Raw genomic sequence first — 22,690 nt, forward strand, 5'->3', positions numbered from 1 at the left:
CCATGCTCACCAGATACATTCTGCCGATTGCCGCCGCCGCAGGCGCATTGATGCTGTCGAGTGTCGGCTCGCAGGCACTGCCCATGGCCAAGCCCAATGCCGCTCCGCTGCCGATAGAAAGCGTCGGCTGGAGATGCGGCCCTGGCTGGCACCTGAACCGATGGGGAAATTGCGTGCCCAATCATCGTCGCGTGATAATCCGGCCGATACATCATTGGCACCACCGCTGGCACCATCGCTGGTGATCACGGAGCGGATCGACACGGCGGCGGCTGCGAAGTGGCGTGGGCGCTCCCCCAAAAGATGGCGCCCCGTGACGCCACCGGCCTTCTTCAGGCGACGAGATCCCGCATCGGCTTCACCGCCGCCGACTCCGGAAACACCTTGTCGGCGAGCACGGCGGCGGACAGGCCGAACTGGTCGGCAAGCAGGCCCTTCAGCACCGCCCTGACATCGCTGGTCGGCGCCAGGTCGCGTTGCTCGTAGAGTTGGGCCGGCTTCAAGCCCGGCCAGTCGGCGATGACACGACCGCCCTTGATCGCGCCGCCGGCGAGCAACACCACCGTGCCGGTGCCGTGATCGGTGCCGACCGAGCCATTGATCTGCGCCGTGCGCCCGAATTCCGTGATGGCGACGATCGCCGTGTCCTTCCAGCGCTCGCCGAGACCCTTCTCGAATTCCTCGAAGGCGCCGTCGAGGCCGCCGAGCAAGGTGGCGAGCCGGCCCGTGGCGCCGCCTTCGTTGACATGCGTGTCCCAGCCGTCGAAGGCAAGCGCGGCAACACGCGGCCCGTCATCGGCCGCGATCAGCTTGGCCGCACCTTGCGCTGCCTGCCGCATGCCGGCGGCGCTGCCGAGGCCGCCCTTCGGCTTCATCGCCCCACTCTTCGGCTTTGTCGTATTGCCGCCGATCTGGTCGTCGAGCGCCATGCGGTCGGCATCGAGGCCCTTTTGCAGGGCCACCGCCAGCACCGGGTCGCGATGCTGGTAGAGATCGAGAACCCGCTCCGCGAGGTCGCCGGCCGGCGGCGGCAGCGATTGCGGCGCCCAGCCGAGCACGGGGGCGGCACCTCGGATCACCAGCGGCGTCGACGGTCCGACGGCCAAGCCGCCGAGCGTCGCCACGCGATCGCCCGCCGGCAGGCTCTCCAGCGCCCGGTTGAGCCATCCGGTGGCGACGTGGCCCGGCCCGGCGAAACCGCTTTCCAGCACGTCCTGGCCGTCGAAATGCGAGCGCTCGCGATAGCCGGTCGCGGCCGCGTGCACCACCGCGGCCTGCTTGTCTTTGAACAGCCGCGCGAAGACCGGCATCGCCGGATTGACCGCGAAGAAGCCATCGAGCGGCAGCGCCGCGTGCGGGCCGGCGAGCGACAAAGCGATGTCGCCATGCAGGCCGGCATAGTCGGGGTCGCCGATCGGACCGACCGCCGACAGGCCGTCGAGCGCGCCGCGCAGCACGATGACGATCAGCCGCGGATCGCGATTGTCGGCGGCGCGGGCGAAGCGCGGCAGATAGGCCCAGGCAAACAGCGCGCCGCCGGTCATCAGCACGGCGCGGCGGGAAGGGTGAGGGGTTTCACACAGCAGGCTCATGACTTGGTCTCCATGTCGGCGCCGGACCTGTCGCTCGCGCTATCGTCTCTGGAATTCGGGCGCCATCAGCAGCAGCAGCGCCAGGCCCTGCTGCTTGGACTCGGCGCGGGCGACCGCTTGCCGTGTTTCCGGCGAGGCGGAAGGACCGATGACGGCGTCGAGCATATCGTTGGGATTGCCGACGTCCTTGACCTGGCGGGCCGCCTGCCAGGCGATGTCGAGGCGGATCTTCATGCCTTCGGCCGAGGCCCAGCTGTCCGCCTGGTCGGAAAAGCCGTTCGGCCCTGGCGGCTGCCAGAGCGGCTCGCCCAGCGCATTGAGCCAGTTGAGCGACTGGCCGGGATCGTTCGCCGGACCCGGACCGGCCGCCCGGCGGATGGCGGCGATGTAGTCGAAGGGCGAGCGCATCTTGGCAAGCGGCGTCGACCATGCCTCCGGCATGTCGATGAGGGTCGCCGCCAGAGCCCTGAGATTGCCGTCGCTCTTGGCAAAAACCTTGGCCAGGCGCGCGACTGCCGCCGGCGGCGGGTCGTCGGCTATGAAATGACGGGCAAGTTCCGTGGCGATGTGCTGCGCCGTCGCCGGATGGCTGGCGATGTCGTTGAGTGCCGCCTCGGCCTGGCCCATGCCGCCGGCCGGATAGGTCTTGCCCAGCAGCACCGCATCGCCCGGCTCATGCGCATTGGCGTTGAAGACGGAACTGCCCGGTTCGCCAAGCCGACCTTCGCGCCCCGCCATCGTCCAGCCGGTCAGGATGCGCGCGAAGCTGGTGACATCGGCCTGGGTATAGCCGCTGCCGACGCCCAGCGTGTGCAGTTCCATGATCTCGCGGGCGAGGTTCTCGTTGAGGCCGCGCCGGCGGTTCTTGCCGGCGCGGGACTCAGGGCCGATCGACTGCTGGTTGTCGAGATAGAACAGCATCGCCGGATGCCGCTCCACCGCCATCAGCATGTCGGCGAAACGGCCGAGCACGAAGGGGCGGATGGCTTCCCGCTCGAAGGCGCCGGCGCTCGCCCGCACGATGTTGTCCTTCGCCACGGAGACGCAGAAATGGTTCGACCAGAAATACACCAGGCGTTCGACAAAGCCTGCCTCGGCGCGAAAAGCCTTGTCGAGGCGCGCCTGGGCTTCGGCGCGAAACAGCGTGGCCTCGAGTGGCGGCGCGGGCTTGGCCGGGGCCGTGGGCGGTGGCAGGGGATGAGCAGGCGCAATTTGGGCTGAGGTGGCTTGGGCAGGCATGGTCGTCGCGCTCGCCATTGCGGGCTGCGCCATGGTTGCGGCCTTTTGCTCGCGGTCAAGCTTGCGTTGGAAGTTTGCCGCCATGCTGGCCTGGATGGCCGGTGTGCTGCCCGGCAGGCTCGCATAGGTCGGATCGTCGAGCGAGATCAGGGCGATGTCGGGCTGCCGCAGTTCCGCCTTCAGATAGCCGCGCGGGTCGTGGGCCACCCTGTCGCGGTCGCCGGGCCTTGCCCCAAGCCCGAAGCGGTTGAAAGCGACGAGCACTGGATCTGGCGGGGAATTGGCGGCGGGGATAGCCAAGTCAGCTCTCCATTGCTGGGGCTCCCCGCGCACGGCGCCGGAGGCCCGTTCGAGCCGTTTCGTGCCTGTTCAATTGAGGTCGTGGGGCCGGCGAAGTCGTCGGCCCCCGAGCCCCCTACCAGCGATGCCAGCGGTGCCAGTGACGGTGCGGATGCCACCCATAGAAGGCCGGGCGATGCCAATAGTAACCGGGGTAGACGACCACGCGATTGGGGACGCAGCGCCCCCAGGGATTGGGATGCCAGCCAGGTCCGCAACCCCAGGCGACGTGCTCGACCAGCGCCGGGGCGGCAAGCGGCGCCAGCGGCATCGCCGAGGATGCAGCGACAGTAGCCACCGTTCCGGTCACCGCGAGAGCGGCGGTGGCCGCGTATTTTGTCAGATAGTTCATGACCATACTCCGAAGTTGTCCGAGGTTGAAAACCTGTCGGCGCCAGATGGCCCGGCAGGTCCTGCCCTTCATTTCGTTAAACGGGCGCCATCGGCATTTTCCGTCGGTCGTCACGGCGATTTTTTTGGCGGTGTCGACGGCTGCGGCCCGGCGCGCCTTGAGAGTCCTTCAGCCAGCAGGCTGCGATCCTCGGCGGAACCTGCCGCCGCGAACGCGATGATGCGCTGCTCCAGCCGCGTGCGCACGGTGACGTCGGCATTGCGGGCCCGCTCCAGGGCGGCCGCCAGGGCCGCCGTGTCGAGGACGGGCTGCCGCAGCAGATCCGCCGCCTCGCGCCTGGCCTGCTGGCCGTCGCGAATGATTTCGCGAGACTCTTGGCGGACTTCGCGCAGCGCCTTGCGAAACAGCGTGCGCTGCTGATCGGGAAGCCGGCCGCCTGCCGCCTCCAGCGAATAGCCCTGGGCCGGCTTGCCGCGTTTTATCCAGACGGCCCCGCCGGCAAGCGCGCCCGCCAGGAAGACATTCAGCACCACCGATGCGATGAGGAGGTTTCGGCCGGTGCTCATAGGTCTTCCTCGATCGTGTCGGGCCCGGCATCGCCGAACGCCGTCGCATTGGCGTCGAGCACATAATGGTCGGGCTGAACTTCGGGCGTGACGACGGTCACCAGGGCCAGTCCGGCAATGGCGCCGGCCAGCCCTATTCCGGCAAGCGCCAGCCCCAGCCGCCAGAAGCGCTGGCGCCGGCGCCGGACGATGTACCGGTCGGCGGTCCGTAGGATCGTGTCGTGCAGCGCCTTGCCGGGGTGCGGGACGTGATAACTGTCGAGCAGGGTGTCAAGCGTGTGGGCCCGTCGCGAAATCGCCTGGCCTGTCTCGCTTGAAGCAAAGGCGGCGGCGGCGCCGCGCTCCGCTTGTGGCCAGCGCCGCAGATCGCCGCCATAGGCTTCGGAGAGCGCCGCGAAACGCCTGGCGTCCATTGCCGGGCCGTCCTCGATGTCTTCAGCCATCTGTCTTCCCCTTGCCACTTGTTGCCGCATGCCCATGCGGGTTGGAAACGATGCCGACCGGCCCCCGCCGGACGCCCATCAAGCGCGGTAAATGTCTGCCATTCATGGTCGCGCTCTTCTCAGTCATGGACGCCATCCCTGGCCAGGATCATCTGCAAGGCCCGCCGGCCGCGCGAGAGCAGGCTCTCCAGCGCATCGACGCTGATCTCCAGGGTCGCGGCTGCCTCTATGTTGGACATCTCCTGATAGTAGACCAGGATGATCGCCTCGCGCTGGCGTGGCGCGATGGCCTGCAAGGCCTGCTCGACCCGATGCGGCTCTTCGCGGGCGTCGGGAAGCGGGGCAGGGTCGGCCATGTCCGGCAAATCGTCGGTCACCAGTTCGCGGCGCCGGCGCAGCCGGTCGTAGCAGAGGTTGAGCGTCACCCGGTGGATCCAGCTGTCGAAGCGTGCATTTCCGCGCCGCCAGCTCGAGGCGTGGCGCCAGATGCGCACGAAGGTCTCCTGTGCGACATCCTCGGCCTCCGCCGCATCGCCCAGAATGCGCACGGCGAGCGAAAGGATGCGCGGCAATTTGCGCGCGACGAGCGTCTGCACGGCCGCCGGGTCGCCGGCGCCGACCCGGCGAACCAACTCCTCGTCCGGATCGGCGCTCATCGGCTGGCGCACTCCCGATATCCATCACGCGTCATGGCCTCTTGGTCATTGCTCCGGCTTGGGAGCGGATTTGTGGCCTGGCATCTCGTCGGCCGTCAGAACGCCGTCGCCATTCTTGTCCAGCTTGGCAAAGCGCTTGGCAAAGAACGCATCGAGTTCGGCGCGGTCGATGAAGCCGTCATGGTTCGAATCGATGCGCGCGAAGGATTTGGCGGCATCGCCCTTGATGCTGCGCTTGGCCTGGAAGGCCTCCCACTCCAGCAGGCTGATCTTGCCGTCGCCATCCGTGTCGGCGGCCATGATCGCCTTCTCCCGCCGCTTCTGGAACTTGGCCAGCGTGATGTCGGACTTGGCCCTTGGCGCGGCTGGGGCTGCGGCTGGCGGCGTGGCGCCAGGAGAAGCAGGGGGCTGCGTCGCCGTCTGGGCGAGGGCTGCAACGGTCAGCAGGCTCAAGGCAGCGGCAAGGATCGAACGGCGTATCATGCTTCGGCGTCTCCGGTTGGCGCGTCGGCCACGGCCCATGCCGTGGTCACGCTTCAACCGTTAAACGCCGCGATGACGGAAATCCGTCGGTCGCCTGTGCCGATACCTTCGATTGTCGGGGATGCCGACTCGGGTATTGGTATCGAGAACGACGCGACACCGCATCCGGCGTCATCGAAATTCACGCCGGGTTAGCCACCGCCCGTGGCGAACGGGCTACGCCGACGGGTCAGCGGCCACCAGTTGGTCCGGTTTGAAACCCGCATGTTGCGGGATCCAAACATCGCCCTCGCGGTTGAACCAGTGGCACAGATACATGCCGGAAGCGGCACCGTCGCTGACCGTCATCTTCGGCCCTCCCGACTTCAGCTTGACGACGTCTCCGGTCTTGAAAGTGTTGGCCATTTTGGACCTCCCATGCTGAGGCCCGTGAGTTTCCCACCAAAGCTGAGTCGCGACAATGGCGGATATGGGAGCCATTGCGCGATCCACCGCACAGGCAGCGGTAGAGTACCGATTTCGGCACAGGGGGGACAAGGAACTGGTGCCGCTTAGGTGACTCGAACACCTGACCCCATCATTACGAAATATGGGCTGCGCATTTTCATCAACGCTCATCAGCTCTCCACATGCCATCGGAAAAACCCTGAAAATCCATTGACGTAGGCCAATCTAGGCTCAATGATCATTCCATCGCCACGCAACGACTGCCACGTACTTTTGTGGCTCGAAACGTGTCCTGTTTGGAAGTGAGACACATGGCCGATGCACTGACGCAGAAGAAGATCGACGCCCTGTCGGCAAAACGGCCGGCCAGCAAGCGAGAGGTGCCCGACGGCGGCCAATCTGGGCTCTACCTGATCGTTGGGCCGAGGGCGTTCAAATGGATCGTCCGCTACAGGTCGCCGGCTACTGGTGAGAACGTGAAGCTCGCGATCGGCGACTACGGGCCGGCAAAGCCGAAACTCGGCCTGCACGACGCGCGTAAGGCAGCCGAGGGGACGCTCCGGCTCGTGAGGCAAGGCCAGGATCCTCGCGACGGTCGGGACACGGCTGCTGCGGACCTCACGGTCGCGGAGGCCTTTGCCGATTTCGTCAAGCGCTACGCCACGAAGGAAAACAAGCCGAGCACCGTCGCGGAGACGCAGGCGTTCATCAAACGGGAGATTTCACCGAAGTGGGGAAAAAGGCGCATTCGCTCGATCACCAGACACGACATCGTCAAGCTCATCGACGGCATTGCCGAGGACCAGCTCGACAGCGAGGGGAAGCTGCGGCAGGCCGGCCGGCCGCAGTCCGCGGTTAGAGTTCGTGCGCTCCTATCGAAAGCCTTCTCCTGGTTTGCCGCGAAAGGGATCGTCAGCGAGAACCCTTTCAGGGACATTGAAGTGCCGGCGGCGCCCCGGGCGCGCGATCGCGTGCTGTCGGAGGATGAAATTCGCTGGCTGTGGTCCGCCACCGCTGCGGTCGGCTGGCCGTTTGGTGACCTCGCGCGGCTGCTGCTGCTGACGGCGCAGCGGCGCGATGAGGTGGCGGCCGCTGAATGGCGCGAGTTCAGCATCCCCGATGCGACCTGGTCGATCCCGCCCGAGCGGACGAAGAACGGTCGACGGCAGGTGCTCCCGCTGGCGCCGCAAGTGACGAAAATCCTCGCAGGCCTGCCGCGCGTCGTCGCGCCCGCGCCCGCGAGTGTCAAACCTTCAGAGCATTCGAAGGTCGAAGAGGAGAGCCCTTTCGTGCTCTCCACCAACGCTGAGACGCCGATCAGCGGCTACAGCCGCGCCAAGAAGAAGATCGACGAGAAGATGCTCGCGGCAGCTCGCAAGGAGACGGCCAACCCGGAGCTCTCGATCGAGCCCTGGACATTGCACGACCTCCGGCGAACCGCTGCCTCGGGCATGGCCGGCCTGGGCATTGCCGTGCACGTCGTCGAGGCGGTGCTGAACCACAAGAGCGGGGTGATCAGCGGCGTCGCCGCGATCTACAACCGGCACGACTATGCCCGGGAAAAGCGTCAAGCGCTCGAGGCGTGGGCGAATCGGCTGGAGGAGATCATCGGGGCCTCGAGCCGCGATAATGTCGTCGCTCTAGCTGCGCGCACGGGCGAGCGCGCGTGAGTGTGCAACTTGCGCAAGTCCGATGTGGACACCAGACGCACGGCACATTGACACCGGCCGCCATTCCAACCATTTTCACCAATTAGCACTACTGTCCTGCAGACGTGAGCCGAGTGAGATCCCGCAAGGGCTTCGGCGACCCGATGGTTCAGAGAACATTTTTTCGTTCATCTGCGCCCATCGTGTGAGTCTGTTTGACCCTCGGGCGCCCAACGTGGAGCTCGAGTGTTCAAATGGCAAAAACATGGATCAGAGCCGCAGCGGTGAAGCAGCGCTACGGCGACATTAGTGAGCAGACGCTCTGGCGATGGGTGAGAAATTCCGGCTTTCCGAAGCCTGTGAAGATACTCGGCGTGCGCTATTGGGACGTCGCAGCGCTGGATCGCTACGATGCGTCACTGCTCGACCAGGCCGCGGCATGAATACAGGCCGCGACTACGAGAAAACTCAGGCCGTCGTCTTCGCCGGTGAATGGCTTTCGATCAAGGACAGCGAACAGATAGGACGGCCGATCATCCCGCTGCTGCGGGAACGGTTTGGTCTGTGGGCCGAGGAGGAGAAAGAGGCGGTTCGAGAGGGCGACTTGCGCCGGGCTCGCGCACTATGATGGGTTCTAGGAAACCGCAATTGGTCACGTCCAAACGGAGGTTCTTCGAGTGGGCGAACGCCGCCACCGTGCAGAACCTCACGCAGCGAGCCGTGCTCAAAGCTGTGGTGGAGTTCTGCGACGAGAACGGGGAAACCTTCCGTGGCCAGCAATCTATCGCTGAGCGCGTTTCATGTTCGGAGATCACGGTGAGACGCCATTTGGCTCAGCTCGAAATCCTTGGCCTCATCGAGCGCAGACACAGGTATGACGGGCGAGGAAAGCGAAAATCGGACCTAATCAGGATACTACCGTTCAAGATGATCGGTGGTGGCGAGACTACCGGTCAATCAGAAGAGGACTACCGATCAGATAGTGATCCGCTACCGGTCAAATTGACCGCGGAATCTACAGATGAATCTACAGATGAATCCTTCCCCCTAGCCCCCCAGGGGGTAGAGGTGGAGGGTTTTCGTATCGGAATCGGGTCGCCCAGCTGGCCGGCATGGGTGGAACGCATCCAGCGGGATCATGGAGGCAAGGAGGCGCGCAGGCTCATCCGCCAAACCTGGATGATCGTCGCATCAGAATTTCCTCCTGACGACGGCGACGACGAGATGAGGGCAACAGGATGAAGCAGCAGGATCTCTTCCAATGGGCAGAGCGCTCGAAAGCCACGATCATCGACCTCCGGCCTATCCTCGAAGCGAGAAAGCGCATGACCGCGCCGGCCCCATCAGGGCAGCGTTGTCTGGTTCGGTCACTGCTTGGTCGCGAGAGACCTCGGAGGTCGAAATGCAAATAGAGGTCCGTGGAAGCGTTCTCTGCATCCCTGGCCTCTCCTTTACCTGCGAAGGCCTTCTTGTGCGTCCTAGGCCTGCTGGCGAGGCGAACAGATAGCATTCGGAGACCCGGCTCTCCCTCATCGCAGCAGTCGAGATCAGACTCATCCTAAAACCGAGGGCGCGTTCCTAAGCTCTGCCGCCGAGGCGAGTTCGCGTTCAGGTTCATCACCAAGGTCACCTGCGCCGACCGTGCGAAACCGTTCCCACCAAGGAACGGTTTAAGGGCCGGCACATTTTCTACAAAACTGTGCTCATGACCTAACAAGTCCTCGCACGCCATGGATTCCGGACGGCATACTTGCGTATTCCGACGAAGCCGGCCATCGATTCCGATTTGAAGCCGGCCAGTCATTCCGATTTCATTCCGGCCGGTGTTCCGATTTGAAGCCGGCCATTTTTCGGACTGATCCTGGGTCTCGTTGATGTTTGGATTGGGTTTCGTTTCAGGTCAAGCGTGCGCTGTTTCGGACGCTCTCGGCGAGCGCTGTTTTCGCATGCTTTCACCGGTGAGATCGATGCGATAGGCGTTGTGAACGAGGCGGTCCAGGATGGCATCGGCCAGGGTTGGGTTTGCAATGATCTCGTACCAGCGATCCAGGGGCAGCTGACTGGTGACGATTGTCGATCGGCGTTCGTAGCGGTCTTCAATGATCTCAAGCACATCACGCCGCTGGTCATCATTGAGTTTTTCCGGTCCCCAGTCATCGAGAATGAGAAGGTCGGTTTTGGCGAGTTGCTTGAGGATCCGGCCATAACGTCCGTCGCCTCTCGCGAGGGCAAGCGTTGCAAACAGCCGGGGAACGCGGTGATAGGCGACGGAGAAATCCTCTCGGCAAGCTTTGTGGCCAAGCGCACAGGCCAGCCAGCTCTTGCCGACGCCGGCCGGCCCGGTGATGAGAAGACTGTGATGCTTTCTGATCCAGTCGCAGCCGGCGAGCGCCATGAACAGATTGCGATCAAGACCGCGTGCGGCACGAAAGTCGGCATTCTCGATCTGTGCGTCATGGCGAAGTTTTGCAGCTCTGGCGCGGGCTTCGAAACGCTTCTGGCGGCGCATGGTAGCCTCGCGCTCGAGCAGCATGGCAAGCCATTCGCCATGCTCGAGGCCGCGTGCTTCGGATTGTGCGTCGAGTTCCTGGAAGGCAGTGGCCATGCCATGAAGGCCGAGTTCGCGCAGCATGTTGATGGTCGGATGGATGAGCATTGGTATGTCTCCTCAATGGAAGTAATCAGGGCCACGCAGATTGGCGTGATCGACGATGGCGGTCGGTTCGGTGGAATGCCTTGCGGCCTTGTGATTGGCGATGAGCGAGGCGATGCTCTTGCAGTTCAGCCCACCGATCTCGACAGCGCGGGCTGAGACGGCTTCGGCGCGATCGCGTGTGACATCGCGAAACAGGCGAAGGACACCCAGGCATGTTCGAAAGCCTTGTTCAGGATGTGGGCGGCTGGCGAGGATTGCGACAACCAAGCCTTCCGTCTCGGGCCCGACGGATGCGGCCCAGCGACGGAAACGATCCGGCGTCCACTCGGCATATCGCCGGTGGGAGCTGGGCATATGATCCGGATCCGTCCCATGACGAGGGCCGCCATAGCGGCGCTGATGGACGGCAATGCGCTTGCCGCGGTGGAAGATCTCGATGGTGCGTGCCGTTGCCCTCAGATCGACTTGCTGACGAATGAGGTTGTGCGGTACGGAATAGAAGAAGGTCTTGAACTCGACGTGGTAATCCGTCGAGACGCGGGCCAAACGCCACTCGGCGAATTCGTAGTCTTCGCTCGGAAGGCTTGCCAGCGCAGCACGCTCGACGCTCTCAAACAGTTGCCGGCGACTGACGCCCAGCCGACGCATGACGTGATCATTGATGCGATTGAGTGCCTGGCGAATTGCGGCATTGGCCTCGGCCAGCGAGAAGAAGGTCTGGTTGCGCAGCCGCCCCAGAATGCATGACTGGGCGAAACGCACGCCGTTCTCGACTTTCGATTTGTCCTTCGGCCGTCGCGGCCGTGCCGGAAGAACGCCGACGCCATAATGGGATGCCATCATGCCGTAGCTGCGATTGATCTCGGGATCGTAGAAGCTGGCGCGGCTGACGCCCGACTTCAGATTGTCGGGGACGATCAGGCGGGGAACGCCATCAAAGAAACGAAACATCCTGACGTGTGAACCAATCCAATCCGGCAGTGTCTGGGTCCAGGTCGCTTCGGCATAGGTCAAGCTGGACGCACCCAGCACTGCCACGAAGATCTCCGCCTCACGGATCTCGCCGGTGTCTCGATCAACGATCGGGATCTTCTTGCCGGAATAGTCGACGAAGACCTTGTCGCCGGCGGCGTGTTCCTGGCGCATCGTCGGCGAAAGCCGCTGTTCGAAGCTGCGAAAGAGCTCGCAGAACCGGCTGTAGCCATATCCGTCGGGATGACTTCCTCGATACTCCTCCCACAAGATGAGGAGCGTGACGCCCGGCTTCTTGAGCTCGACGGCAAGATGGGCCCAGTTCGGCTCTGTGCGCCGCCGCGTGCCCTGCTTGACGCCATTGCGAGCGAAGAGTTTGTTCTCAAGCGCGTCATCGGTCAGCTCGCCTGGCAGGGGCCAGCTCAACCCGATTGCCGCTGCGCGCCGCAGATTATCCTGCACCGTACTGCGTGCTATTCCCAGCACGACCGCAATCTCGCGGGAGCTGGTCCCGCTTCCGGCAAGCCGAAGCATTTGTCTCAACTGTCTCATGGTCAGCCTTCTCTTTGCCGGCATCAAAATGTCCTCGTTCATCGCGAGGTAATTGATGCCAAAGTTGCTGACCCAGGAGGTAATCTTCAGTGCCGAAAACCGGCCGGTCTTTGGTTGGAATGGTGGCCGGCTTCATACCGGAATGGTGGCCGGTGTTTGATCGGAATGGCGGCCGGCTTCACGTCGGAATCCGCAGCATACTCGCTTGAATAAAGCAATCGGGCCATGAATCGGGACACAGCGCCACATCGTAGATCTTCGCATCGAGTGCGTGGCGCGCACGTGTGTCGGGGTTTCTGAATGCTGGCCCTCGCGCGCGCCCGTGAGTGTTCGGAGTGTTCGGCGTGGTACTCGCACAACACAGTCCCGGGAGCGTTGAAGCCGCTAATCTTCGCATCAATATTTTTAAAGCAGCGGCACGAATGGCACACCTTTTGGAGGCGGCACCAACGTGGCGTTAGTTCGGCTTAGCCGCTGGAAGGATACACGGTCTGCAAGGTGACCCCCGTTCGGCCATTACCATCAAGCTCGACAACCCTTAGTGGCGCAACGCGCCCGCCGGGCGTCTCGATGGGGCCGACACGGTCAAATTTCTCGATGAGATGACGAGCTAGCGGCTTACTAGCGGTGGTGATCACGAGGTTGAGCGACCGGCTACTCTCCAGGACGGTTGCCCGGAAGATATCGAGCAGGCCGACCCGATTGAGGTCGTCGAGATGGGTGACCGGCTCGTCGAGGAAAAAGGTGCCGCCGAGACTGCGCGCACGCGCTAGAAACAAAGCGAGCGCCAGATCCTGCCGCTGCCCTTGACTGAAATCCTTGCCAGGATCCATTTCCTGGCTGCCCGCGTCAGCCAGCCACCGCAGCGGATTTTCAACCTGGCCGAGCTTGATTCGATCAAAGACGCGATTGGCATGCATGCGGGCGAATAGCGGATTCACTACCCTGCCAAGGTCCTCAATCTGTCGGCCGCTCACTTGGACATAGCTGTCGCGGAAACGCGCACTTGCCTGCCGCGCTGCGGAGACGCGCTTTGCCAAATATGCGAGGCGGGTGCGCAGTGGGGCGACTTCGCGCCGTAACGTCTCGAGCCGCGCGCGCCGTGCCTCCATGTTCCAGGCTGCTTGCGCCCCAACAGTCCGCGACGCAATGTCCTCGAGCAGCGCTTGTTCGCCCCGGACCCAGTTGCGGCACGCGGCAAGATTTTCCTCGCTCCACTCCATGCCTGGAGCGGCTGTTCGCCAAACCTGCCGAAGCTTTTCGAGCTCGTTGAGTAGCCGGGCTTGTTCGTCGCGGTTAGCGCGGACGGCTTCGCTGGCGACTGCGTGATCCTTACGGAGCCCGTCGCGCCGCGCGGTGTGCTCGGCCAGTATGGTCTCGGCACTGGCCAGTTCATCTCGCACCGCCGCTTCACGCGCGCGGATTGGGTTCTCGATATGGGCCTCCAGTGTCCGCAGCGTTGTTCCATCGCCCAGCAGAGGAACAGCGGAACCAGGAAGCGCGGTTGATATTCGGTCGCGCTCGTCGAGCAAGCGCGACAATGATGCCGCGGCCACAAGCGCATTATCGAGTGCTTCGAGCGCAGTGGTAGGGTCAGTGTCAACAATGCCGAGCCGAGCCAGGCGGTCCGCGTTTACATCGGCCGCGCGCTCGAGGTCGCCAAGCTCCGCGCGGAGACGTTCATACTGTGCGGATTGACGGTGGGCCTCTTCAAGTCTTGTGCGCGCCAAACGCGCCGCTTCGCTGCTCGTCGCAGCAGCCTGCTGCGCTAGCCTCTCCACCTCAGGCACCAACGCTAGCGTTGCGGCCATCGCGTCGCGAAGCGCGTCGGCGGACTTCCAGTCATGACTGCACAATGGGCACTCACTTGTGCCAATGGCGTGCTGATGGCTGATCAGCTCGCGGCCGGCGGTCTGCAGCCTGGCAAGGGGCCTGGCTGTTGCGTCGTGCAGTTGCTTGGCACGCTGTGCTTCGGCTTCGAGCCGATCAGCCTCGGACCGCAGATTGGCCAATGCCTCCTCGGGCATTACCTTGGCGGAGGCCTCGGTCAACTGTTCACGCAAGAGCGCGATCCGACGGTTCGCATCCGTTGCGGCGCGCGCCACAGTGAGCGCGGCACGGACCTCACCTCGAAGCGCACCAATCGAATCCGCGCTCTGCTTTGCCTGCGGCAAAATTTGAAACAGCTCGTCGAGCGTTTCATCTCCGGTCAAATTGGCTGCGCTCGCCATGTTGGAGAGCGCGCTATAGAAGGGGCGAACCAGGGGAGTTAGCAAGGTCCGCGCGGCCTCGAGTGCTCGCATCTGTTCCTTGAGTGTATCGCACCGGGTGCCGGCGGCAGCGACGGCGGCACCGGCCTTTTGCCCGTCTAGGACAATCTCGGCAACTTTGGCGACAAGCGTAGGATTTGCAGTATCGAGGGCGGTGATAGCGGTGGCCAGTTGCGCGCGTTCGGGCCAGCGGACGGCAGAGGCCTCAATGGCGTCGCGGCGCGTTACCAGAATATGCTGGCGACGGTGACGCTCGACATCGAGTGCCTCTATTCGCGCACCAAGCGACGCTTGAGATCCATCAGCAGGTCCAACACTTAGCCCGAGACGATGTTCGGCGGCGGCAACTTCGACAGCCGCGGAAGAAATTGCGGACGGCGGCGCGCTTTCGAGTTCGACCGTCAGCCGCACGATTTCCTCCTCGCGTCCGGCGACTGTTTGCGCGAGGAGGCGCTCGCGGCTACCGATCTCCGTGACGTATCGTTCGGCCAGCTTCTCGGCCTCGAGCAGGTGCCGAATGCCAAGCAGGTCCGCGAACACGTCCTTGCGCCGCTCTACTGTGCCGTCGTCCGAATCGACCAGAGTCGCCAGCGCCTCTGCGGAAAGAAACCGCGTGCCCCGAAGCCATCCTTGGCGAAGCGGAATCGCACGCAGGTGGTGCGATTCCGCGGCCGCGGCGGCGGGAGCGAGACGGCTGAGCATGTCGTTGAGGCCGATAATCGTTCCGAGCACTCCATCCGCACCCGCTGTGCGAGCCTGGGACTCATTTCCGGCGACAATTCGCTGCAGGCGTTGCGCGGTCCCATTGAGATGAATTTGCGCGTCCACCACCGGAGCCTGCGTAGCATGGGAAAATTTTGGAAGCAGCACTGCCTGGTTGAAGTGCGCCTTTTCGCGAAGCCGCTCGACCTGGCCGGTCAACAGCCATTCGGCCGCTTCGCACATCGTCGTCTTGCCAGTGCCGTTTGCCGCGAAGACCAGTGTCAATGGGGATGTGAAATCGAATACGGTGGACGCGCCGATGCCGCGAAAAGCTTCGACACGCATTTTGCTGATGCGCACGCCGGTCATGAGAGCTCCCCAGTCGGGATTGGCGCTTCAGCGTCAGCTTGTGCCACTGAGGGCGCCCCTTTTTCTTGCAACTCCAGCCAAAGGGCAGCCGCCGCATCGCCAATCTCCGGCCAATAGAGCGTGTCGCCGGCAGCGGTGGCGGCGTCGGGCAGGCCAAGGGCGGTAATGTCGGCTATGCGCGCCCAGGGCCCAGCGCCCTCAGCAAGCGCTTCGGCGGATGATGGCCAGACCAAATGCTTGCGACAAATACGCGCCGAGAGTTCCACCTTACGGATTTCCTCATCATTCTCGGGTGCGGGCGCGGCCGGCAAGGCGAGCACCAGGTAGCCATCAAGCGGGGCAGCGGACGACGTCTCGGTCTGGGCGAGCAGGGCATCGAGCCAACCTTCGCCCTCATCGGCAGCTCGGGCGATCACGTCGCTCTGAATCGCCGCGACAGGCCAAAGCAGCAGCCGAGCATAGCCACACGACCACAAGGCTGCGCCGGCGGGCGGCTCCGCGACTGCTGCAAGGTCCGGCAATTGCGCTTGGCGAGCCATTGCCACCTTCGCGCACAGCGGCTCGAGCGCTTGGATACACGCGTCAATGTCCAGATCGTTCATGCCACCGTCCCAAATGCTGCATTAAGACGGACTTGCAATGCCTCGACCAACGGCGTGTCATCGACACCCGGCTGATAATCGGCATAGACTGAAGCGACCGCTGCAAGGCTAACTACCGACAAGCGGCGGCGGCCACGTGGCGCAGTGTAGTCCGATTGCTCGGCCATAAGCCCGCCTCCTGCGCCAGCTGCAGTCGCTGGTGCGGCACTGAAGTCGTCACGCCGCGCTTCGGCGACCGCGCCTTCGTCAATGTCACCGAAATGAGACTGCGCAATCACGATAAGATCGGGGTGCTCACCTGCCTGCTGCTGCCAGTTGCTCAGAATCGCCCGCATTTGCATCTTGGTCTTACGCGCATCACGCCAGACTAAAAGGTGACGGCCCGAGCCGTTCTGGCGTAACTGTCCTTGCTGACCGGTGGCGGCTTGCCAAACATTCCCTTCGATTGTGGTTAGCGTCGCCAGCGCGTGTAGACCATGCTCCGCTGCTTGCTGCTGGCCGATTTCATGTAGCGCATCGGGATCAACCACACCGTCGCCTGGGCCGTGGAGAAGCGTGTTGAGGATCTGATTCGCCCGGGGCGGAATCCCCGCCGCAAGATGCGCGGCAATCGTGGCACTGCCATTGCGTAGCCGCGGCGACCAATTTGGATCACCGGGGTGCCGGCGCAGGAAGCGGCTAATCTCGCATGCGTGCGGAGGCGGCGGTAGCGCGACCGGGGCGACCAATCCGCCGGGGTTGACCGGACAAAGCATCTCCGTATGCCAGACGAATTTACCGTCGACCGGTCCGTAAGGTCCCCAATCAACCGCGCCGCAGGTCACCACAGGGTCCGAATGGCGCACCACCGCACCGACTACGCCCGCCGTCATCACCCGCCGTCCGCAGGGCAGATTGACCTGTCCCTTGGTGAGTTCGTCCCATTTGCCAAAGACCCCAGTCAGGCTGCGCCACTGATCCTCGGCTTCGACGGCGGACACCTTCGCGTCGGCAACATTTGCCAGCGCAACTAATCCACGCCGTCCGGCGAGGACATGCACCAGCAGCGAGTCGATCGCGCGCACCCAGTTTATGTTATAGCCATGTTGGAGCAGCGATCCGATCACCATCGCCGGCCGATCTCCCGGCACATCGTGCAGCGCCTCGGCGATGCGGGCCTGCGCGCTGTCGGGATGGTCGCCCGGCAATTGCAGCATGTCGGCACAGATCAGGGGGAACAGATCGACGTCCTTGAAGTGCAAATGCGTGATCCAGCGGCCGAACTGCAGGTCAGGCAGTATCACCGCCTCAACATTCTGCTCGGCGACTGTCTTCAGATAGGCGATGCAATGGGTCTCGCCGGGGACATGCACCCAGCACCAGCCGCCATTGACTCGACGTATGTCGCCAATATCGTCTCCGGCCTGATCCCAAGCCAGTCGGCGACGAGTCTGACCGTCTTCTGTCGCAACCCCTGCCCAGTCGATCAACCAACCTCCGGCGGTCGCGCCGAACCCGGCCAGTATGATCAACGGGCGCGCGGAGGCGCGAATCGCCTTATCGAGCGCTTCCCAATCGACCGAGCCAAAGGCGAACTCGGGAAATACCACGAGCACAGTCTCCTTGCCCGGAGCCATCTCGCTCAGAGCAGGACTGGGATGGCCACCGCCTCCGGTCAGCAACTGTGTCGCTGCGGCGACCGCAACAGGCCGGCTGGCATCGCCAGTAACCGCGTCTTGTGACGGTTTCGGAAGCTGTGCGAGGCAGACGTGCAACTTCGATTCGACCGTGATGTCGAGGTCGATCGAAAGGGTCGTGACGCGGTCGCCGAAATGTTCGGTAATGTTTACCATCCGCCTTCCAGCATCCTCCCTGTCGGTGTTGTCAGAGCACGCCGAGCCGGTTGCAACCTTCGCAGCGTACACTTGCATGATCGCATTCTGGCCGGTTTGTCCGATGTGCGCCACTGCAATTATTTGTCGATGTACAGCATCTCGACACGCGGGTTCTTTGAGACGCCAATGCAGGAGCGGGGAGCGAGCGCTCCGCTCCGTTACCCTTAATCCAGTAGAATTCTGTCCACTTTCCAGTTCTTCCCCTTGGAATCGGACTATCCGCTAAATGCCCCGTATTGAGCGTTCAATACTTGGGTTTTTGAAGGTAGACTGCTGGCGCAACGGCGGCCTCCAAATCCAAGTAGCGACGAGCAGGCACTCTGTTTGCCCGCTTCCGCGATCTCGTTGCGCTCAACATGCGAACTGGCGCTCAGGGCCGATGCCGCCTTGCAAGCTCTTCCATCGCTCGGGCTTTGGGTCCCGATGGTTCCAATCACCGAATTAGTCGTGCCCAGTCAATCTCGACCTTGCCACTAAAGCTGGAGCCACAGTTGTTGAAGATGTCGCGGATCACCACGTTGACTAGATCTGTGAACCCCGAAGCTGGACCCACAGAGAGAATTGGGAACACGACGCCGCGAAATTCTGCCTGTCGCACGAAGCCAAATCCTGACTGGTCCCAAGCCGGCGCAAGGGGAGTGTTCGCATCGATTGCAAGCTGCATTCCGAATTCAGCTCCGTCATCCCCGAGGGAACGTCGAAGATGCTCTGCCTGTGCGAGGACACCGGCAACCAAAGACACCACCCATGTCAGGTAGAGCGGCGCAAAAGCGTCGAGGACTCGACCATCACCAGGCTCTCTCAAGTTGATCACCCTGGCTTCAATTAGTCCATCAGCCGTGATCGATCGTTCGAAGCTGCCTTCCTGGTAATGGAGTTTCCGAAGGCCGAGCCGAGGCGGATTGTCGAATTCACGGGCTGGGTATCCTACCCGCAGTCTTCCACCATCGACCGTGCAGTCGTGCTCGCCGCCTATCCACCACAAACTGCGCTGCTCGGTTAGGTTTGAAATCGACCATCGCGAAACCGGCATTGCAGTGACGCGCATGAGATTGACGTGAGTGTTATCGGATCGTCGGCCATCCCAAGCCCTGGAAACGGCGCTCCGATCCATCTCGTAACGTCCACGAAAGATATCATCGACGACATCGCCACGTCGGGCTAATTCCAAAACGGCGTCCCTGATCTCGCGCACTGTCATTCTTACACTTCGCTCTCCCCGCCTGACGTAGAACTGACCATCTGAAACCAATCGATGTGGACCGGAGGCTGATCTGCCGACACGAAAGATCACAAAGCCGGCTCCGCTGCCATCCGCCAACGGCAAAGCTCGAGCTTCGATAATCGGGAGCCGAGGCTCGATCACATCTTCACATGCATCCGCCAACCTTTTTGCCAGATGCTCGCAGCGAGGAAGTGGAGACAAGCCCCGCGCTCGGCGTGGCTCGTCATCCGTCTCCTCTATGCCAAGCACCAACGTGCCGCCTTCAGCGTTGGCAAAGGCCGCTAGTTCGGCCAGGAGCCTGTCACGTGCATATTCACCTACGCGATCACCCTTCGTGATCCAGCGGTCGGCAGTCTCGGGCTGTCCCTTCATCTGCTGGAACGGCAGGGCGCCTTTGAACTCGAGTTCGCTGGTTTCGCGCGCGGCGCTTGCACACAACTCTTCGAGATCTTCTTGAGAAATTTCGCCAAGGTGCTTGCGAAGAATAGACATCATCCCCTCGTCACAAGGCCGGCAGCAAAGCAGCATCGCAGCGCCTGCGCAAGCGAGTGCTGCGGTGTGTCGTGGACCTGTCTGGTATTAGGCCGCCGCGGCCGTGAAGCGCATGCTGGCGAAGCCCTGACCAACTTGTCACAGGTGTTTCGTTCAGCGACAGGACCGGTCGCGCGGCCTAGCCGGGTAAGGAGCACATATGTCGACATTCTGTGGCCGCACCTCTCCAGCAGCTTCAATCCCAAAGGGTGGCGCTCGATCACGGCGCGTTGCTGCCAACATGGGACGCATTGTGGGACACTCGTCGATCAGTCGCCGAGATGGAGGATTCTTTTGTTAAGCGAAGCAGTCTAGATTGCAGGCCTGGCAAAGGTAAAATCGGATGCAGAACACCTCACATGCCGTCATGGCGCAACGGCATGAAACGGCCGACAGCCCCGACGATTTCCCAACCCCTCCCTGGGCCACACGCGCCCTGATCGAGCATGTAGTCGGCAGCGCCGGGCTCAGGGAGTTGTCGTGTCTGGAGCCAGCTTGCGGCCGCGGTTATATGTCCCGACCCTTGATGGAATACTTCGGGAATGTTCAATCATCGGATGCGCACCACTACGGGTACGGTCCTGTGCGCGACTTTCTGCGCTATCCGTTCGAGGCACGATCGCACGATTGGGTCATCACCAACCCGCCCTTCAGATTGGCAGAGGAGTTCGTCAATCGAGCGCTGACAGTTGCCCGTGTCGGCGTTGCGATCCTAGCAAGGACGGTGTTTCTTGAGAGCGCCGGCCGATACGAGGACATCTTCCTGCCATCGCCACCCACCAAGTTCGCCCAGTTCGTCGAGCGCGTGCCCATGGTCAAAGGCCGGCTAGATCGAAAGGCGTCAACCGCTACCGGATATGCATGGTTCGTATGGGAAAAACAGGCGATCTCGCCCCCCCGGCTCATGTGGGTTCCGCCCTGCCGAAAGTCACTCGAGCGGGATGCCGACTACGTCGCCTCGTGACTGTCAAATTTCTTCAACCCGTCTAGAAGGACTTGCTTGGCGCCGGCCGGGTCACCGGCGTCCAGAGCCGTGATCGCCTTCTCGACGAAAGCTCTCACCCGACTTAAACACCGCCTGTGAGAATATGTCATTAAGTCAGCATGTTAGGCGCGCGCCGGCGCGTGTTACCACTACATTTTGGGGGGATCTCAGGCGAGTTGTTCGTCGAGGTTGTGTGGCAGAGCGATGCCAGCTGCCTTGAAGACGTTGCCCACTTGGCCGGTGACGTGAGTTCTGGTTGTGACGATGCGACCATCCTTTTCGATGGTGGCTTCCTGGAGGCGATCGAGATCGCGTAGGAGCGGCTGCCATTCGGGCGTCAGGCCTTTGGCCCGGCAGAGGCGGCGCAGTTCCTTGCTGAGCACGAGCGCCAGGAACGAGCAGAACACATGCCCGCGGATGGCGGCATCGGATTGGTGGAAGATCGGCCGGGTATTGAAGGTTGCCTTGGCGGCGCGGAACAGGCTCTCGACCTCGAGCAAATCGCGATACCGCAGCACGGCCTGGAGCGGGGTCACCTTCGCGTTGGTCCGCACCACGGTGATACCGTCGTAGCGGGCTTCCTCGGCAAGCTTGCCGACATCGATCTTGAAGTTCTTGCCGCCGGCCTTGAGGTAACGCCGGTAGGCCGAGTTGCCGACCAGTGCCTTGTCGCCCTTCTTGAGCTGTGCCTCGAGGCCGGCGATGATCGCCTGGCGGTCGGCCTTGTCCTTCTCGGCCTCGGCGTCATTGCGGCTGACGATGTAGCGGTCTTTACCGAACTTGACCTCTTTGACCCACAACTGAGTTTCACCGCGCTGGCGCTCGAGAACGAGCGGAACCATCGGCGCCGTGTCATTGAGCACGACGTTGTGGATCACGCTGCTCGAGCGTTCGCGGGCCCCCAGAATGTATTCCATGCCCAGCTTTTCGAGCGCGGCGATGGTATCGGCGCTGATCATGCCGCGATCGGCGACAACGCAGGCGCGTGTGACGCCGAAGCGCGTTCGCAGCCGATCGACCACCGGCAACAGGACGGTCACGTCAGCGGTGTTGCCAGGCACCATCTCGGTGCAGATCGGCCGGCCCTCGCCATCAACGACCAGCGCCAGGATCATTTGCGCCAGATCGGGGCGGAAGTCCTTGGAATGCCCGCGCTTGCCCAGCGTCTCGCCGCCCGCGCCGTAGAAGGATAACGAGGTTGTGTCCATGAACACAAGGCTGAGGTCGGTGAACAGGTCCTGCCGGCGCGCGAAGAGCTTTTCCTCGATCACGTCTTTCACGCAGCGCGCCACCAGCGCGCCTTGCGCCTTTTCGCCGCGTTCCTCGCCCAGCCACGCCATGGCCCGGTAAAAGTGATGGAGCGCCAGACCCTCGGCGCCCTCGATACCATAATCGGCCATCCAGTTCGCGCAGTCGCGGTCCGAGCCCGACACGAACAGCCGATGCAACGTGCCAATGAACACCGCCCGTTCCACCGCAAAGCCGAACTGGCGCCCTTCCAGCACCTCTTCCAGCACATCGCCAATCCCGAGCCGCTGCCACAGCCGCCCGAACAACAGCGGACCGCCAATGCGGCGAGAGGCAATCCGCCCCGCGTCAATGTCGGACAGGATGAGGCTGCGTTCGCCATGGCGCGCAATCGAGGCCGCCAATCTGTCAAGTTCGCCGCTGGCAACCAGCGCATCCTTGCGGCCCAGTGCCTTTATCGTGCGCTGGCGAACGGTTTTGCCGTCGCGGACACTTTCCACGAGGTAGAGATAGCGATGGCCGCGCGCGACTCTCTCAACGACAAACATGCCAGCGTTGTTAGTAAATAAATGCCGTCAAATCCAGACAAAACAGAGCAAACAGCACAAATGTTGTTACCACACATTTTCGCGCCCGAAATTCAAGGCAAATGAATTCAATGGCTTAACGGACAGTGTTCGCTATCCGTTCACGTCCAACTGTTCAAGTTGGGTCTCAGCTTACGTCCTTTCAGACCAGGTGATCCCTTAGGCGGCAGTGTATTTGCTGGTGCCATGGGCGGAAGACCCAGCACCCCGTCTTCGACCTCGGCGATGCGCGCGGGATTCTCCCCGTACCATGCCGCAATGTGGTGCTTTTTGTCGCCTCGAGCGACCATGCCCAAGATCGTTGCTACGTCATTTGCAACTATTGTCATCGGAATTATTGCCCCTTCTCTA

General features: G+C 62.7%; 21 protein-coding genes. 6 read left to right on the top strand and 15 right to left on the bottom strand.

Annotated elements, in window-relative coordinates:
* The first annotated feature begins 2 nt into the window (after positions 1–2).
* On the top strand, positions 3–245 hold the full coding sequence (locus ACVILI_RS08185) for a GCG_CRPN prefix-to-repeats domain-containing protein (protein WP_084791738.1): 243 nt from the start codon (positions 3–5) through the stop codon (positions 243–245).
* 87 nt (positions 246–332) lie between these two features.
* On the opposite strand, the gene ACVILI_RS08190 is transcribed toward ACVILI_RS08185, so the two are convergent.
* From ACVILI_RS08190 to ACVILI_RS08225, 8 genes are all read right to left on the bottom strand, one after another.
* The gene (locus tag ACVILI_RS08190; protein WP_038651969.1) at positions 333–1,592 is read right to left on the bottom strand and encodes a DUF1501 domain-containing protein; all 1,260 of its coding nucleotides are present in this window, start codon (positions 1,590–1,592) and stop codon (positions 333–335) included.
* Positions 1,593–1,631: 39 nt separating this feature from the next.
* Complete coding sequence (locus ACVILI_RS08195; RefSeq protein WP_051726900.1) at positions 1,632–3,131, bottom strand: DUF1800 domain-containing protein; 1,500 nt, start codon at positions 3,129–3,131, stop codon at positions 1,632–1,634.
* 115 nt (positions 3,132–3,246) lie between these two features.
* Positions 3,247–3,522, bottom strand: a complete 276-nt coding sequence (locus ACVILI_RS08200; protein ID WP_032921488.1) for a GCG_CRPN prefix-to-repeats domain-containing protein — start codon at positions 3,520–3,522, stop codon at positions 3,247–3,249.
* Between the two features lie 110 nt (positions 3,523–3,632).
* A complete protein-coding gene (locus ACVILI_RS08205; protein WP_010913241.1) occupies positions 3,633–4,088 on the bottom strand; it encodes a periplasmic heavy metal sensor in 456 nt (151 codons plus the stop codon).
* Positions 4,085–4,531 (bottom strand): hypothetical protein, encoded by a 447-nt coding sequence (locus ACVILI_RS08210; protein WP_038651971.1) that lies wholly within the window; start codon positions 4,529–4,531, stop codon positions 4,085–4,087. Before ACVILI_RS08210 ends, ACVILI_RS08205 begins: the two co-directional genes overlap by 4 nt.
* Positions 4,532–4,650: 119 nt before the next feature.
* On the bottom strand, positions 4,651–5,187 hold the full coding sequence (locus tag ACVILI_RS08215) for an RNA polymerase sigma factor (protein ID WP_083246532.1): 537 nt from the start codon (positions 5,185–5,187) through the stop codon (positions 4,651–4,653).
* A 45-nt stretch (positions 5,188–5,232) separates the two neighbouring features.
* On the bottom strand, positions 5,233–5,670 hold the full coding sequence (locus ACVILI_RS08220) for an EF-hand domain-containing protein (RefSeq protein WP_240564593.1): 438 nt from the start codon (positions 5,668–5,670) through the stop codon (positions 5,233–5,235).
* Positions 5,671–5,886: 216 nt separating this feature from the next.
* On the bottom strand, positions 5,887–6,075 hold the full coding sequence (locus tag ACVILI_RS08225; protein ID WP_038651973.1) for a YodC family protein: 189 nt from the start codon (positions 6,073–6,075) through the stop codon (positions 5,887–5,889).
* A 353-nt stretch (positions 6,076–6,428) separates the two neighbouring features.
* Between ACVILI_RS08225 and ACVILI_RS08230 the strand changes: the two genes are divergently transcribed.
* From ACVILI_RS08230 to ACVILI_RS08245, 4 genes are all read left to right on the top strand, one after another.
* Positions 6,429–7,787, top strand: a complete 1,359-nt coding sequence (locus tag ACVILI_RS08230; protein ID WP_457102378.1) for a tyrosine-type recombinase/integrase — start codon at positions 6,429–6,431, stop codon at positions 7,785–7,787.
* A 233-nt stretch (positions 7,788–8,020) separates the two neighbouring features.
* Entirely contained in the window at positions 8,021–8,209 is a 189-nt protein-coding gene (locus tag ACVILI_RS08235) for a helix-turn-helix transcriptional regulator (RefSeq protein WP_457102379.1), read from the top strand.
* On the top strand, positions 8,206–8,394 hold the full coding sequence (locus tag ACVILI_RS08240) for a hypothetical protein (protein ID WP_457102380.1): 189 nt from the start codon (positions 8,206–8,208) through the stop codon (positions 8,392–8,394). The genes ACVILI_RS08235 and ACVILI_RS08240 overlap by 4 nt, the downstream gene beginning before the upstream one ends.
* Positions 8,395–8,414: 20 nt before the next feature.
* Positions 8,415–9,008 (top strand): helix-turn-helix domain-containing protein, encoded by a 594-nt coding sequence (locus tag ACVILI_RS08245; RefSeq protein WP_457102381.1) that lies wholly within the window; start codon positions 8,415–8,417, stop codon positions 9,006–9,008.
* Positions 9,009–9,666: 658 nt separating this feature from the next.
* Here the strand turns inward: ACVILI_RS08245 and istB are convergent.
* The 6 genes from istB to ACVILI_RS08275 all read right to left on the bottom strand — a co-directional run bounded on the left by istB (position 9,667) and on the right by ACVILI_RS08275 (position 19,480).
* Complete coding sequence (istB, locus tag ACVILI_RS08250; protein WP_038646815.1) at positions 9,667–10,422, bottom strand: IS21-like element helper ATPase IstB; 756 nt, start codon at positions 10,420–10,422, stop codon at positions 9,667–9,669.
* A 12-nt stretch (positions 10,423–10,434) separates the two neighbouring features.
* On the bottom strand, positions 10,435–11,946 hold the full coding sequence (gene istA / locus ACVILI_RS08255) for an IS21 family transposase (RefSeq protein ID WP_148307437.1): 1,512 nt from the start codon (positions 11,944–11,946) through the stop codon (positions 10,435–10,437).
* A 467-nt stretch (positions 11,947–12,413) separates the two neighbouring features.
* Entirely contained in the window at positions 12,414–15,287 is a 2,874-nt protein-coding gene (locus ACVILI_RS08260) for an AAA family ATPase (RefSeq protein ID WP_457102382.1), read from the bottom strand.
* On the bottom strand, positions 15,284–15,889 hold the full coding sequence (locus ACVILI_RS08265) for a hypothetical protein (protein WP_457102383.1): 606 nt from the start codon (positions 15,887–15,889) through the stop codon (positions 15,284–15,286). The genes ACVILI_RS08260 and ACVILI_RS08265 overlap by 4 nt, the downstream gene beginning before the upstream one ends.
* Positions 15,886–17,835 (bottom strand): ABC-three component system protein, encoded by a 1,950-nt coding sequence (locus ACVILI_RS08270; RefSeq protein ID WP_457102384.1) that lies wholly within the window; start codon positions 17,833–17,835, stop codon positions 15,886–15,888. The genes ACVILI_RS08265 and ACVILI_RS08270 overlap by 4 nt, the downstream gene beginning before the upstream one ends.
* Positions 17,836–18,196: 361 nt before the next feature.
* Complete coding sequence (locus tag ACVILI_RS08275) at positions 18,197–19,480, bottom strand: AlbA family DNA-binding domain-containing protein (RefSeq protein WP_457102385.1); 1,284 nt, start codon at positions 19,478–19,480, stop codon at positions 18,197–18,199.
* 382 nt (positions 19,481–19,862) lie between these two features.
* Here ACVILI_RS08275 and ACVILI_RS08280 point away from each other — a divergent pair, with 382 nt between their 5' ends.
* Positions 19,863–20,483, top strand: coding sequence for an SAM-dependent methyltransferase (locus ACVILI_RS08280; protein WP_457102386.1), 621 nt, complete (start codon positions 19,863–19,865; stop codon positions 20,481–20,483).
* A 188-nt stretch (positions 20,484–20,671) separates the two neighbouring features.
* On the opposite strand, the gene ACVILI_RS08285 is transcribed toward ACVILI_RS08280, so the two are convergent.
* Positions 20,672–22,300, bottom strand: coding sequence for an IS1634 family transposase (locus ACVILI_RS08285; protein ID WP_038655116.1), 1,629 nt, complete (start codon positions 22,298–22,300; stop codon positions 20,672–20,674).
* Positions 22,301–22,690: the final 390 nt, after the last annotated feature.

It is taken from the genome of Mesorhizobium sp. USDA 4775 (genome assembly GCF_054062655.1).

What these genes read in the sequence shown, in the direction of transcription:
- ACVILI_RS08185 (WP_084791738.1), top strand. Translation starts at nt 3, where the DNA reads ATGCTCACCAGATACATTCTGCCGATTGCCGCCGCCGCAGGCGCATTG.
- ACVILI_RS08190 (WP_038651969.1), bottom strand. Translation starts at nt 1,592, where the DNA reads ATGAGCCTGCTGTGTGAAACCCCTCACCCTTCCCGCCGCGCCGTGCTG.
- ACVILI_RS08200 (WP_032921488.1), bottom strand. Translation starts at nt 3,522, where the DNA reads ATGAACTATCTGACAAAATACGCGGCCACCGCCGCTCTCGCGGTGACC.
- ACVILI_RS08205 (WP_010913241.1), bottom strand. Translation starts at nt 4,088, where the DNA reads ATGAGCACCGGCCGAAACCTCCTCATCGCATCGGTGGTGCTGAATGTC.
- ACVILI_RS08210 (WP_038651971.1), bottom strand. Translation starts at nt 4,531, where the DNA reads ATGGCTGAAGACATCGAGGACGGCCCGGCAATGGACGCCAGGCGTTTC.
- ACVILI_RS08215 (WP_083246532.1), bottom strand. Translation starts at nt 5,187, where the DNA reads ATGAGCGCCGATCCGGACGAGGAGTTGGTTCGCCGGGTCGGCGCCGGC.
- ACVILI_RS08220 (WP_240564593.1), bottom strand. Translation starts at nt 5,670, where the DNA reads ATGATACGCCGTTCGATCCTTGCCGCTGCCTTGAGCCTGCTGACCGTT.
- ACVILI_RS08225 (WP_038651973.1), bottom strand. Translation starts at nt 6,075, where the DNA reads ATGGCCAACACTTTCAAGACCGGAGACGTCGTCAAGCTGAAGTCGGGA.
- ACVILI_RS08230 (WP_457102378.1), top strand. Translation starts at nt 6,429, where the DNA reads ATGGCCGATGCACTGACGCAGAAGAAGATCGACGCCCTGTCGGCAAAA.
- ACVILI_RS08235 (WP_457102379.1), top strand. Translation starts at nt 8,021, where the DNA reads ATGGCAAAAACATGGATCAGAGCCGCAGCGGTGAAGCAGCGCTACGGC.
- ACVILI_RS08240 (WP_457102380.1), top strand. Translation starts at nt 8,206, where the DNA reads ATGAATACAGGCCGCGACTACGAGAAAACTCAGGCCGTCGTCTTCGCC.
- istB (WP_038646815.1), bottom strand. Translation starts at nt 10,422, where the DNA reads ATGCTCATCCATCCGACCATCAACATGCTGCGCGAACTCGGCCTTCAT.
- istA (WP_148307437.1), bottom strand. Translation starts at nt 11,946, where the DNA reads ATGAGACAGTTGAGACAAATGCTTCGGCTTGCCGGAAGCGGGACCAGC.
- ACVILI_RS08260 (WP_457102382.1), bottom strand. Translation starts at nt 15,287, where the DNA reads ATGACCGGCGTGCGCATCAGCAAAATGCGTGTCGAAGCTTTTCGCGGC.
- ACVILI_RS08265 (WP_457102383.1), bottom strand. Translation starts at nt 15,889, where the DNA reads ATGAACGATCTGGACATTGACGCGTGTATCCAAGCGCTCGAGCCGCTG.
- ACVILI_RS08275 (WP_457102385.1), bottom strand. Translation starts at nt 19,480, where the DNA reads ATGTCTATTCTTCGCAAGCACCTTGGCGAAATTTCTCAAGAAGATCTC.
- ACVILI_RS08280 (WP_457102386.1), top strand. Translation starts at nt 19,863, where the DNA reads ATGCAGAACACCTCACATGCCGTCATGGCGCAACGGCATGAAACGGCC.
- ACVILI_RS08285 (WP_038655116.1), bottom strand. Translation starts at nt 22,300, where the DNA reads ATGTTTGTCGTTGAGAGAGTCGCGCGCGGCCATCGCTATCTCTACCTC.